This is a genomic window from Borreliella bissettiae DN127 (assembly GCF_000222305.1).
Lineage (GTDB): Bacteria > Spirochaetota > Spirochaetia > Borreliales > Borreliaceae > Borreliella > Borreliella carolinensis.
This window is the reverse complement of record NC_015921.1, coordinates 749718-762900: the sequence shown is the minus strand read 5'-3', so window position 1 is coordinate 762900 and position 13183 is coordinate 749718. Positions and strand designations below refer to the sequence as shown.

The following is a 13183-nucleotide window of genomic DNA, read 5'->3' as shown; positions in this document are numbered from 1 at the left end:
ATTATAACTTAATTATTTTCTAATAAATCGACTTTGATCTTTAATCATATCGTATATGTCATCATAAATATAAGGAGACCCTTCAATAGGAGATTTAATTAAATTACCAGCTATGAATTCAAAATATTTATTCAATTTTGAACTTTTCTCAAAATCAATAAATGGCACTCTATTATTAATAGCCTCTCTAAAACTTTTTGCAAAAGGCACAAAACCTATAAACTCTATTGGTATATTAATATTGTTCTTAACAACATTAATCAAATTTTCACACATAGCAATCTCTTCGCTAGTTTCTATTCTATTTAACACCACTCTAGGATAAAAATTGTTCATCATCCTCTTAACTTTCAAAGAAGAACTCAAAGAAATAAGCTCAATCCCAACAACCAAATCTTTAAATCCAAGGTTTGTCCCTTCAATCTTATCTTTAAAAAAATTACCAATATAATCTCTTTCAGGACTTTTTTGCGGAAATCCTAAATATAAAAGACGATAAAGAGCATTCTTTAAAAAAGAATAAGCATTAAGTATAGAAGGGGTTTCTGGGATTGTAACAATTACACCGCTATAAGATGCCAAATAAAAATCTATTGTATTATAAGAAGTTCCAGATCCTAAATCTAAAAAAATAAAATCAGCAATAAGATCTTTTTGAATGGATTCTATAATCTTTTTCTTAATAGAAAAAGGAAGATTGGCTGTTCCTGTATAAAGGGCATCACCTGGAATAAGGTAAAGTTTATCATAAGATGTTTTGCACACTAAATCTGAAAAACTTTTATTTTTTTTATTAATAAAAGAACCAATGCCCACACCCTTATTTTTAACTCCCAAACACGTATGTAGATTAGAGCCACCAAGATCAAGGTCAACAAGTATTACGGTTTTACCCAAACTAGAAAGCTTATAACCAACATTTGCAACAAAAGATGTTTTTCCAACACCACCTTTGCCACTTGCTACAGGAATAATTTTAGTCATTCTTAAACCCTAATTATCCTTATGATCTTTTTTAAAAATTTTCATAAAATTAAAAATCCCCAAAAATCTCGATTTCTTCTCAGCATCTTTATTTAAATTTTCATCCTCTTTAGAGCCTGAGATTAAATCTTTAATTAAATCTTTATTGTTTGTAAAATTTTCAATACTATCTGGTTTTCCGCAAATTACAATTTTATCATCTTTTAAAAAAAAATAATCACCATCAACAAATTCATACCTAGAATTACTTAAATTTCTAACAGCAATAACTGTAATCCCACACTCTCTTCTCAGATCGGCTTCAAAAAGAGTTTTGCCAACATATTCTTTGGGAATAACAGTTTCAGCAACAATAATATCATACCCAATAATATTATAAGTTGAAAGATTCGGAGATACTAATAATGGAGTTAATCTTCTTGCAGCATCTTTACTTGGAAATATAATTTTTGTTGCACCAAGAGTTTTTAATATTTCAGCATCATCCCTATTTTCTGTTTTAACACATATTTCTTTCAAACCTAAAAGATTGCAATAGTGCGTAACAAGGGCACTTTTGCCAAGATCATCATCAAAGTCAATAACAACAGCGTCTGTATCTACTGGAATTATTTTTTTCAAAGCATTTTTAGTAAATTGCTCAACAACAAAGCTTTCTGTAGATATCACGTCATATTCTTCAATAAGCTCTTTAGATGTATCTATAATAATAATTTGACAATCAAGCCTGCTTAAATCTTCAAGCAAGTGAATCCCTAAATTACTAAGTCCAATAATAACAAATGTTTTCATATGCTTCAACCAACCAAAATATCTTGCCTTGGCCTTGTAAATTCTTCAAAACGCGACTTTCTTGAAACAAAAACAGCCATTGAAAAAAGCCCTATTCGTCCTGCAAACATAGTAAAAATTATAATGACTTTCCCCAAAAATGACAAATCCTGAGTTACTCCAACTGAAAGACCAACCGTTCCAAAAGCAGAAAATACTTCATAACCCAAATCAATAACTTTCCATTTGCCAGATCCTCCCTCAAAAAAAAGCAACATAAAAAAGGAAAAACTCAAAATAAAAATAGCTCTTGCAAAAAATAAAAGCGCAAATCTTATGCTATCTATTGAAACCTTGTAAGACCCAATAATATATCCATTGCCATTTTGATTTTTAACAACAGCTAATACAATTAAAAAAAATGTTGTAATCTTAATTCCTCCTGCAGTTGATCCGGGCGCACCACCAATAAACATGAATGGTAGAGAAATTATTTGAGTTCTTCCACTTATTAAAGAATTATCAAGATAATTAAAACCAGCTGTTCTAGTGCTAATCGAATAAAAAATTGAATTAAATATTAGAGTACTCATTGAATAACCAGCTTTTAATTTATGCATCTCTGTAAAAAAAAATAAAATTGCACCAATTACAATTAAAAAAAAACTTAAAGAAAAAACTATTTTGGCGTGAAGCGATAGCTTTTTTTTATTCTTAATAGTATTTTTTACATCTCTATAGACCATAAACCCAAGACCACCACAAATTATTAAAATAGAAACCACAACTATAGCTTCAGGAACATCTCGCCATGCATAAATACTCTCAGAGTGCATGGAAAAACCCGCATTGCAAAACGCAGAAATTGTCGTAAATAAAGCCTCTAAGAATGAAATATTAACTCCCCTAAGTTTAAAAAAAATAAGTATTAATATTAAACCAATCATTTCAATTGAAAAAGTTATAAATAATATGCTTTTTAAAATTCTAATAGGATTATATTCTATATTTGAAAGGGAGTACTGTTTTATTATTCTTGCATCTGTTAAATTCATTTTCTTTTTAGGTATAAGCAAATAAAAAGTAGTAATACTTATAAATCCAAGTCCCCCAAGCTGGATTAGCAACATTATCAAAATAAATCCAAAAGTAGAAAAACCTTCCATTTTAACCGTTATAAGACCTGTAATGCTTACAGCAGAAACAGCAGTAAAAAGAGCATCAATGTATGCTAATTTGCCATCCCCTTGCCAAGAAATAGGCAGCATCAATAAAAGAGAGCCTATAAACATAATTAAAACAAAATAACTAAAAAGTAAAAACCTGTCGCTAAATTCAAATTTCAACATATAACACAAAAAGTTGTTTAAATTATTAAAAATCTATCATAGCATAATATTTTAACATTGAAATATTATCATAATTACATTATTTTTAATATATGTTTGAAATAGAATCAAAAGCATTTATTCCTCCAAAAGAGTTAAAAAGAATTATCAAGTTAGCAAATAAAAAATTTAAATTTATTAAAGAAGAAATAAAAACTGACATCTATTACTCAAACCAAAAAAAAATTATAAGAATAAGAAAATTAAATACTTTAGAAAAAATTGTTACATTTAAAAAAAAAATATTAGATAACAACAATGCTACAGAAATTAATAAAGAGATAGAATTCAAAATAGATAATATGAACAATTTTTTAACCCTTATAAAAGAGCTTAAATTTAAAAAGCTATACAAAAAGATAAAAAAAAGTCTAATTTATCAAACTAATAATTTAAATGTAGAGATAAACGAAATAAAAAATCTCGGATTTTTTTTAGAAATAGAAAAAATAATTAACAATCAAAATGATATAGACTTGGCAAAAAAAGAAATTGATAACATCATCGATCAATTTGGATTAAAAGAAAACCTTGAAACTAGACCTTACTCTGAATTACTCTCATTGGCAAACCAAAGTAAAAAATAATTCATTGGAATTAGAACTTAAAGTAGAAACCACAATCCCTTGATTGCCATAAATTCCAATCTGAGGACTACGAACATCACTTTTAAAATTCTCCAATTTATTTAAAAAGTACCAATTTTTATTATTAAAATAAATTAATTTAACATTATTATTGTTTTCAAAAGCTAAAAACAAAGTATTTTTATAAAACCCAATGTCAGTACTTGAACCTTCCATTTCAACATTAGGACTTATATTAATCCATCTATTACTTTTCAAAGGACAAATGTTTACAATAGGTCTATTTTCAGAAACAAAACTCATAATTATTTGATTAAAATTAGAGTCAAAAAAGCCTTTAATAAAATTAGCCATATAAACAGAAGGAATATTCGCATTTACCCAAGTATTCTCGTTGTTTATAACAAACTCAGATTTAATCTCATTATTTGACCTATAATTATAAAAAATGCCCAAAAAAGGTTCAGATATTAGCCCAATGTTTGATGAATTAACATTAGAATCACCTTTGCTTAAATAAGCATGTATTACATCAGTCCAAATGCTTCCGTAGCCCATATTTGAGATTAAATTTATTTTATACTCCCCTCCAATTTCTCTTAAATATGCTAAATACAGCCTATCTTTTAAATCAATGCTAATATTTAATAAAGATCCAAAATTTTCTATGTGGCCAGGACTAATATCAATCCATTTTCTACTATTAAATTTTTTAACTATAAGCTCACTTGCAAAATCAGGTCCCGATTTCGTAACAAAAGCAATATATAAATTTCCTTTCGAATTAATTGAAAAATCAAAATTAACTATATTTGTAATATTCCCATTAACAGATGCATCAAGATTAAACCAACCAACATCCTCAATAAATTCAGCAACTTTAATATCATCGCTATTTTCTAGCTGATAGGCAATATAAATATTGCTTTTATAAATCCTTAATACATACTTTTTAAGCTTGGCGGTTAAATTCAAAACAGGTAAATCTTTTAAAGTAAAAAATAAATCTTCTTTTTCAATCTTAGATGTTTTAGCTTTCAGGGAATTGCCACTTAAAATTGAAAAATCTAAATCTGTAAGCGAAAACTTTATGCTTTCATTTTTAGTGCCAACATATATTATTGCATAAAGAGAATTTTTATCTAATCTTATTTTAAAATCTCTTCTTTTTATTTTATCAGTTATATATTTTTTATTAGAAATATCATAAATTTTAAAAACAAAATCGGAATTTGAACTCTTATCTAGGGTTAAAATATAATCAGAAGATTTGCTGACTTTTAAATAAACACTTCCTTTTCCATTTTTACTTAAAACACTTAAGGGACTAATTTCTGTTAATATTTGATTTACTTGAGCCTGAATAAAAGAAAGTTTTGTAAATAAAAATAGCAAAATTAATGTCTTATTTATTTTCATATTTTTTTACATTCAAAAATATTAACACATATTCTAAAAATGATAAAATTGCAAAAAAAGCAGCACAAACATATATCATTTGAACAACAAATAAAAATTTAAATTCAAAAGTTAGAATGTAGCTAATAAAATTTTGAACGGGTTCTGTAAAGTTGAGTTGATTTAAAGTATAAAATAAAAGGCTTGCAAAAGTGCAAACAGCATAAAGAAGTGACTTTAATTTTCCCAAAAATTTTGCTTGTTGAACTACATTAAACTGAATAATCAAATTTCTAACAAACCCAATAGAAATTTCACGATAAATAAATATTACAAAAAAATAATAAGGGGTAATGCCTTTGTAAAAGAAAAAAACAAAATATGTTAAATGTTGCAAAACATCCGCATAAGGATCTAAAATTTTACCTACATTGCTAACAAGATCATATTTCCTTGCAATATACCCATCAATAAAATCAGTAAATTCATTAAAAATGATTAAAAACCAAATAATTCCAAAAAACAAATACGAAAAAAATATATTTTCCAAAAAAAATAAAATTAATATGATAAAGGAAAGCATAATCCTCACTAATGTTATTTTATTAGGGGTAATGACCTTGATTAAATTATTCAATTTATCAAATCTCCTTATCTCTTATTTTAAATAAGATAAAATTAAGAGCTTCATCAAGTTTAATTCCATTTATTTGCTCATTTGTTCTTGTTCTAATAGATATTCTCTCTTCTGCTGCCTCTCTCTCACCAATTATAAACATATAAGGTGTTTTTTTAGCCTGATATTCTCTAATTTTAGCATTCATTCTTGAGGAGCTATTATCAAATTTTATTCTAATCCCCTCATTTTTAAATTTATTAAAAACCTTAATAGCATAATCTTCTACAATATTGTTAACAGGAATGATTACTACTTGAACAGGAGATAACCATAAAGGAAACGCCCCACCATAGTGTTCTACAAGAATTCCAAAAAATCTTTCAATAGACCCCAGCAAAGCTCGATGAATCATGAATGGTCTTTTTTCTTTACCATCCTCAGCAGTATAAGCCATATTAAACCTCTCAGGGAGATTAAAATCAAATTGAATTGTACTCATCTGCCACTCTCTCTCAAGCGAATCGACTATCTTAAGATCAATTTTGGGCCCATAAAAAGCACCTCCCCCCTTATCAATTTCATAAGGAACTTTAAAATCGCTTAAAGTCTCTTCAAGAACTTTTAAAGACATTTCCCAATCAGCATCATTTCCAACAGATTTTTCAGGCTTTGTAGAAAGATACGCCTTTAGGTTGCTAAAGCCAAATTTACTCCACATATAAATAGCAAACCTAAGAACCTCTTTAATCTCATCTAAAACTTGAGAATGGGTGCATATAATATGAGCATCGTCTTGGGTAAACCCTCTGGCTCTCATCACGCCATGCAAAGCGCCTATCTTTTCATAACGATACACAGTGCCAAGTTCGGCCCATCTAAATGGTAAATCTCTATAAGAATGCTTACCTGTATTGTAAATTGCAATATGAAAAGGACAATTCATGGGCTTAAGATAATAATCACTTTTATCCATTTCTATTTTTTCAAACATGCTATCCTTATAAAAGTCTAAATGACCAGAAGTTTGCCAAAGCCAAGATTTACCAATATGAGGAGTAAAAAGAATATCATATCCATTTTTAGAGTGCTCTTCTCTCCAAAAATCTTCTATTAAAGCTCTTATTTTAGCACCATTGGGATGAAAAAAAACAAGCCCTGGACCAATCTCTTCATGAATAGAAAATAAATCAAGCTCTTTTCCAAGTTTTCTATGATCTCTTTTTTTTATTTCCTCTCTCAAATTAAGATAAGATCTTAGCTCTTTTTCATTATTCCACAAAGTTCCATAAATTCTGGTAAGCATTGGATTTTTTTCATTGCCCCGCCAATAAGCTCCAGCAATACTAGTAAGTTTAAATGCCTTTGGATCAATTTTATTCATGTTCTCAACATGAGGACCCCTACAAAGATCAATAAAATTGTGACTCTTGTAAATAGAAACTTCATTTTGTAAATCAAAATTTTTAATCAAATCAATCTTATAAGGTTCATCTTTAAAAATTTCAAAAGCCTGTTCTATACTTATTATCTCTTTTTCAAAAGAACTCCCGGTCTTTAAAATTTCTCTCATTCTATTTTCTATATCTAAAAGAGAATCTTCTGTAATTTGCTTTTTAAATTCAAAATCATAATAAAAACCATCCTTAATAGGGGGCCCTATTGCAATCTTAGTATTTGGAAATAAATCGCGAACAGCTTCTGCCATAACATGAGCTATTGAGTGTCTTTTTTTGTAAAGAATATCTTCTTTGTCTAAATCTTTGCTCACAACAATACCCTTGAACTTTCGATTTTTATTAAAAAATTAAAATTCACATTCATCACTCTTACGTAAAAACACGCACCTTAAATATTTATAATTACTAAATTAAAATATACAAAAAAATTTTCTAAAAAAATAGAGACAAGAAAATAAAAAACTTAAAATAAATTCTCAATCCATAGCAACTATTGATTCAATATTAAAATAAAAAGACATTGCTAAAAAAAATGTAATAGTAGAAGAACCTCCATAAGAGAGAAAAGGGAATGGAATCCCAGTAATAGGAAGAACCCCTAAAGACATTCCAACATTAAAAGAAGTATGAAAAAATAAAAGTCCAAAAATTCCAGATATTACTAAGGCCATATACCTATCTTGACTTTTATTCATTATTATCAAAAATTTTAAAAAAAGAAAAAAAAATAATATTAAAATAGTGCTAACACCCAAAAACCCAAACTCTTCAGCAAGAATAGAAAAAATAAAATCTGTGCTTTGAGATGGCACATAATTAGCATGAGTATAAGGCCCCTTTAAAAATCCTTTTCCAAAAAGACCTCCAGAACCAATTGCTATTTTAACCTGATTCAAATTCCAACCAGCACCCTTAGCATCAATAGCCGGGTCTAAAAATACCAAAAACCGTTTAATCTGATAAGTCTTCATTAACTTTGAAAGGACCCTTGAAAGCACTATTGAAACCAATAAAATAGAACTTGCAAAAAATACATAAAAATAAATTATTTTAATACTCAAACCATATTTAGAAATAAAAAATCCTAAAACAGAAATCAAAAGTATTAAAAGCAGCACTCCCATTATTACTCTAAAATAAAAAGGATTTGAGAAAATAAGATAAAATACATTGCCCATATTCACCTTATATTCATACCAAACTGGCAAAATTGCAAAAACAAAAGAACAAAACCCTATCAACGCAAATGCTAAAACATAATGCAAATCTATTCCTGCAAAAAAAGAAATAAATATAAAAATGGTTAAATATACTATTGCTGTCCCAAAATCGGGCTGCAACAATATAAGAATCACCGATGGAAAAATTAATAAAAATGCAGCAATAAAGGTAAAAAATTCATTATAACCCCTTTTTTCAGTATAAAATTTTGAAAGAGTCAAAATAATAATAACTTTACCAAATTCAGAAGGCTGTCCTCCAAGTTTCCATATACCAATCCAAGACTTTGCTCCGTTTACAGTCATTCCAAAAAATGCAGTAAAAATTAAAGCCAATATTAATAAAAAATACAAAGGATATACTATGCTATATACAAATTTTAAATCATATTTACCCACTATAAAAATTAAAAAAAATCCAATAATTACCCAAAAGGTTTGTTTTATATATTCATTCTTAGTTAAAGATCCATTAATATTATAATCGCTAGAATAAATCAACAATATGCCAACAAAAGAAACTATAAGTAAGCTTATTAAAGCCAAATAATCATAATTTTTTCTAAAAACCATTAATCTACCTAATATACCATGGCCTATAACCCTTAAGAATATCTTCATAACTTTGATTTGCAAAAATACCTTGCATTATTAAATCTGTAGATTTTGCAGGCCACCAATCCACATTACTTTTTGCCTCAACCAAACTAAAAACAATAATTTGATTATCAGCTGAACCGTTATAAGGGGCAAGTCCAATAAAAGAACTATTTTCAAAACCATCTATACCAGTTTGACCAGTACCTGTTTTCCCCCCAACCTTAACAGCTTTTGTAATAACTGCATATCTTGCTGTACCATAAGTTACAACACTTCTCATGTATTTTTTCAGAAGTTTAAATGTGTTTTTACTAATAAGATTTGTCTTTCTTAATATTTCTGGTTTATTCTCAAGAATAACTTTATTAGTACCACCCTTTAAAATTTTATTTACAATTTTAGGTTTATATACAACACCTTCATTTGCAATCATAGCAACCATATTAACAATCTGCATAGGAGTAGCATTTAAAAATCCTTGACCTATTGAAAAATTTACAGTATCTCCTCCTACCCAAGGCTGATTAAAAGTTTTTTCTTTCCACTCAGGACTAGGAAGAAGGCCAGCTACTTCATTTGGCAAATCAATCCCTGTTTTTTCTCCAAAACCAAATTCTTTTGCATATTTTCTAATCCTATCAACCCCAAGATACTTAAGTCCAAGTGTATAAAAATACACATTAGAAGAATGTGCAATTGCCTCTTCTAAATTAACATACCCATGCCCACCAGGCTTCCAACAATGAAAAATTCTATTTCCAACTTTAAAATGTCCAGGACAATAAATCTTACGATCTTTATCTATAACTCTCTCCTCAAGAATTGCAGCAGCAACGACTAATTTAAAAATAGACGCAGGCGGATAAACAGATTGAATTGCTTTATTTAAAAAAGAGTAATCTTCCTTATTATCTTTATTGTAAACATCTCTCATAGAATAATAAGGATAATTATGAAGAGCAAGAACAGCCCCTGTTGATGGTTTTAATACTACAATAGAACCATACCTTTTGCCTAAAGCATTCTTAGCAAGATCTTGAATATTTTTATTAATATTAAGCACAACATCATTACCTGGAACCATATTTCTTATAATAGAACCATCGTCTATTCTTCTCTCCTTAGAGTCTACTTTGTATTTTATTAATCCCTCTTGCCCTCTAATGTAATTATCATAAACTTGCTCAATGCCTAACTTTCCTATCGTAGAAGTATTATCATACCCACTAACATTATAAAACGTTCTAAGTTCTCTTTGATTTATTTGACCAACATAACCGATTGAATGTGAATATGAATCGTCAACTAAATAGTTGCGCTTAAAAGAATAGGTCCATAAAAGAGCTGGATAATAAAACTTTTTTTCAGAAATTTTAAATAACATCTTTGGAGTAAGTTCAATTATTTCAACATCTTTAAGATACCCACCAGGTTCTTGAAGCTTAGATAAAATAATTGACTTATCAATATCTAGAGTGCTTGATAAAAAATCTATCATCTCAATTCTAGTAGCAACAGGCATATTATAATACTGTTGTAAACTTATCTTTAAAATAAACATAGTTAAATTATTTGCCAAAATATTGGAATTAGAATCTAAAATCTCACCCCTTGAAGCATTGATTTTTTCCAATCTCGATAAAAAAACATTGGCTTCTCTGTCGTAAAATAAATGCTTGCCAATTTGCATTTGAAATAAAATTGCCAAATAAAGCAACATAATTGCTATCAAAAAAAATATGCCGAACTTGTATCTAAAATTTGTTATAACGCCCACTAATAATCCTCTTTAAAAGAATAAAAATTTCTAGTAAAATAATTTTGAATTGGATATAAAAAGTTAATAGACATTATATTTACAACAAGATCAAGGTTAAAAATTGAATAATTAAAAGATTTTAAATCTATAAAATCATAAAACACAATAGTTAGAAACCATAATATAACTTTTGAAAGAATAAAAAATATTGTCATGCTAAGCATATTTTTAGGCATGAATAACTTTATTTTATTGTTAAAATAAAATATTATTGTATACCCAAAAACAAAAAACCCAAGTGGCAACCCTGTAAATAATCCATAAGAAGCCCATATAAAATACTAGATAATAATCCCACATTAAAAATAAAATTTAAAGAATTAAAAACTAGAAAAATTAAAAAAATATCTATTGAAAAATAAAAATAAGTTGCAAAATAATGTTGAAAAATTTTACCTAAAAATGCACTAGAAATAAAATATGTAAAAAATGCTGCCATTATTCACCAATCTCTTTGTTATTCTTAACAAGAAAAACATACTCAAGCTTATCTAAAACTATAGCTGGCTCTACTTCTATTTTTAAAAGAGAATTATAATCAAGAATATGAAAATTTGTAATCTTTCCAATATAAATACCAACTGGATATTCACTAAATCCAGCAGTAACAATAGAGTCTCCTATCTTTAAATCTTTTTCAGCAAGTCTATTAACGTAATTCATTTCAAGTTTTTTACCATAACCATTACCTTCTATAAGACCTATAAACCTACTACTTTGAATCCTTGCGGACACAAAATTTTCATAATTAGTTAAAGGCAAAATTTTAGCAGTATTAGAATAGACCTTTACAACTTTACCTACAAGGCCACTAAATCCATCTTGATATGCAACTGCTATCATATCCTTTTCTATCCCATCATTGAATCCTTTATTAATAGCCATTAAAGTCGATATGTTTGAATAGTTTAGATATATAATCTCTGCTGAAATAAAATCACTAGAGCTTGACGAATAAAAATTTAATTGCTCTTTAAGACGAACATTCTCTTGCCTTAATGACTGTATATTCTGAGTTACTATTTCAAGCTGCTGTATTCTTTTTTTATAAAATTCTATCTTGTCCTTGTAATTTTTGTATTCATTTACAGTTTTAAAAACATTGGAAATAAAACTAAAAATCCCATGCATTCTGCTTTGAATATAAGAATTAAGAGTAAAAAACAAAAAATTATCAGTTTTTCTCTTTTGAATACTGCTTGAATCATAAATCATAAAAACAAGAGAAACTATCAATACTAAAAGTACTTTGATAAAATTCTTGAATTTGACAAGAAAATTCATAACTTATTCATTGATAAAACTGTAAATATTCTTACTAATATCTATTCTATTGGCATAATCATAAAATAAACCAGCACCAACAGCTACAGAGAGAAGCGGATTATCTGCAACATAAACAGGAACTCCGGTCTCTTTTGAAAGAAGCCTATTTAAACCCTTAAGAAGGGCCCCTCCGCCTGTCAAAATGATACCACGCTCAACAATGTCTGTAGCAAGCTCTGGAGGCGTTGCACCAAGAGTGCGCTTAACTTCATCCACAACAACATTTATAGGTTCTTGTAAAGACTCCCTTACTTCCATAGAATCAACAAGCTGCTTTCTAGGAAGACCAGTTACAGCATCTGTACCCTTAATATCTATTTTTTCTACCCTTAAATTTTGAATATCAGGATATACATTTCCTATCTTAATTTTCAATTTTTCTGCTGTCTGCTGACCAATTATAATATTATGAGAATTTCTCATATACTTTATTATGCTCTCATCAAATTCGTCACCACCGGTTCTAATTGCTCTACTTACAACCATGCCGCCAAGAGAAATGACAGATATTTCTGTAGTTCCACCTCCAATATCACACACCATGTGACCTGTAGGTTCAAAAATAGGAATATCAGATCCAATAGCAGCTGCAAGGGATTCTTCTATTACTTTAACTTCTCTTGCACCAGCATTCATTGCGCTCTCTTTTACAGCTCTTCTTTCAACCTCTGTAATACAAGTGGGAACGCCTATTACCATTCTTGGCTTAAAAAACAATTTTTTACGAGAAAAAATTTGATTAATAAAATATTTGATCATCTTCTCTGTATTCTCAATGTCAGCAATAACCCCATCTCTAAGTGGGCGCACAGCTTTGATATTTTCTGGAGTTTTCCAAAGCATCTTTTTAGCATTTCTGCCAACCGCAACGACCTTATTGCCTTTGGTAACATCTATTGCAACAACAGAAGGCTCGCTCATAACCACACCATAATCTTTAATATAAACCAATGTATTACATGTTCCAAGATCAATACCAATATCTATCAAAAAAGACTTAAACAAATTCAAATC

At 28.4% G+C, this 13183-nt stretch carries 11 protein-coding genes and 1 pseudogene; 1 reads left to right on the top strand and 11 read right to left on the bottom strand.

Annotation, left to right across the window (positions count from 1 at the left end):
- Positions 1-12 precede the first annotated feature (12 nt).
- The 3 genes from BBIDN127_RS03630 to BBIDN127_RS03620 are packed head-to-tail and all read right to left on the bottom strand — an operon-like array spanning position 13 to position 3104.
- Complete coding sequence (locus BBIDN127_RS03630; protein WP_014023934.1) at positions 13-984, bottom strand: MinD/ParA family protein; 972 nt, start codon at positions 982-984, stop codon at positions 13-15.
- 9 nt (positions 985-993) lie between these two features.
- A complete protein-coding gene (locus tag BBIDN127_RS03625) occupies positions 994-1776 on the bottom strand; it encodes a potassium channel family protein (protein ID WP_014023933.1) in 783 nt (260 codons plus the stop codon).
- Positions 1777-1781: 5 nt separating this feature from the next.
- Positions 1782-3104 (bottom strand): TrkH family potassium uptake protein, encoded by a 1323-nt coding sequence (locus BBIDN127_RS03620; protein WP_014023932.1) that lies wholly within the window; start codon positions 3102-3104, stop codon positions 1782-1784.
- Between the two features lie 92 nt (positions 3105-3196).
- On the opposite strand from BBIDN127_RS03620, the gene cyaB reads away from it, so the two are divergent.
- A complete protein-coding gene (gene cyaB / locus BBIDN127_RS03615) occupies positions 3197-3730 on the top strand; it encodes a class IV adenylate cyclase (RefSeq protein ID WP_014023931.1) in 534 nt (177 codons plus the stop codon).
- On the opposite strand, the gene BBIDN127_RS03610 is transcribed toward cyaB, so the two are convergent.
- From BBIDN127_RS03610 to BBIDN127_RS03575, 8 genes and pseudogenes are all read right to left on the bottom strand, one after another.
- The gene (locus tag BBIDN127_RS03610; RefSeq protein ID WP_044054978.1) at positions 3704-5149 is read right to left on the bottom strand and encodes a hypothetical protein; all 1446 of its coding nucleotides are present in this window, start codon (positions 5147-5149) and stop codon (positions 3704-3706) included. The two genes, cyaB and BBIDN127_RS03610, sit on opposite strands and share 27 nt — an antisense overlap.
- The gene (gene pgsA / locus BBIDN127_RS03605) at positions 5136-5765 is read right to left on the bottom strand and encodes a CDP-diacylglycerol--glycerol-3-phosphate 3-phosphatidyltransferase (RefSeq protein ID WP_014023929.1); all 630 of its coding nucleotides are present in this window, start codon (positions 5763-5765) and stop codon (positions 5136-5138) included. Before pgsA ends, BBIDN127_RS03610 begins: the two co-directional genes overlap by 14 nt.
- 4 nt (positions 5766-5769) lie before the next feature.
- Positions 5770-7515: a threonine--tRNA ligase gene (gene thrS, locus BBIDN127_RS03600; protein ID WP_014023928.1), complete on the bottom strand. Its 1746-nt coding sequence runs from the start codon at positions 7513-7515 to the stop codon at positions 5770-5772.
- Positions 7516-7680: 165 nt separating this feature from the next.
- Positions 7681-8997 (bottom strand): rod shape-determining protein RodA, encoded by a 1317-nt coding sequence (gene rodA, locus BBIDN127_RS03595; protein WP_014023927.1) that lies wholly within the window; start codon positions 8995-8997, stop codon positions 7681-7683.
- Between the two features lie 4 nt (positions 8998-9001).
- Positions 9002-10801 carry a penicillin-binding protein 2 gene (mrdA, locus tag BBIDN127_RS03590; protein WP_044054977.1) on the bottom strand — a complete coding sequence of 600 codons (1800 nt, stop codon included), beginning with the start codon at positions 10799-10801 and terminating at the stop codon, positions 9002-9004.
- A pseudogene (gene mreD, locus BBIDN127_RS03585) lies at positions 10801-11282 on the bottom strand (rod shape-determining protein MreD). The gene mrdA and the pseudogene mreD overlap by 1 nt, the downstream one beginning before the upstream one ends.
- Positions 11282-12127 carry a rod shape-determining protein MreC gene (mreC, locus tag BBIDN127_RS03580; RefSeq protein WP_044054976.1) on the bottom strand — a complete coding sequence of 282 codons (846 nt, stop codon included), beginning with the start codon at positions 12125-12127 and terminating at the stop codon, positions 11282-11284. The pseudogene mreD and the gene mreC overlap by 1 nt, the downstream one beginning before the upstream one ends.
- 3 nt (positions 12128-12130) lie before the next feature.
- The gene (locus BBIDN127_RS03575; protein WP_044054999.1) at positions 12131-13180 is read right to left on the bottom strand and encodes a rod shape-determining protein; all 1050 of its coding nucleotides are present in this window, start codon (positions 13178-13180) and stop codon (positions 12131-12133) included.
- Positions 13181-13183: the final 3 nt, after the last annotated feature.

Coding starts and splice junctions, on each gene's coding strand:
- BBIDN127_RS03630 (WP_014023934.1), bottom strand. CDS start 984: ATGACTAAAATTATTCCTGTAGCAAGTGGCAAAGGTGGTGTTGGAAAA.
- BBIDN127_RS03625 (WP_014023933.1), bottom strand. CDS start 1,776: ATGAAAACATTTGTTATTATTGGACTTAGTAATTTAGGGATTCACTTG.
- BBIDN127_RS03620 (WP_014023932.1), bottom strand. CDS start 3,104: ATGTTGAAATTTGAATTTAGCGACAGGTTTTTACTTTTTAGTTATTTT.
- cyaB (WP_014023931.1), top strand. CDS start 3,197: ATGTTTGAAATAGAATCAAAAGCATTTATTCCTCCAAAAGAGTTAAAA.
- BBIDN127_RS03610 (WP_044054978.1), bottom strand. CDS start 5,149: ATGAAAATAAATAAGACATTAATTTTGCTATTTTTATTTACAAAACTT.
- rodA (WP_014023927.1), bottom strand. CDS start 8,997: ATGGTTTTTAGAAAAAATTATGATTATTTGGCTTTAATAAGCTTACTT.
- mreC (WP_044054976.1), bottom strand. CDS start 12,127: ATGAATTTTCTTGTCAAATTCAAGAATTTTATCAAAGTACTTTTAGTA.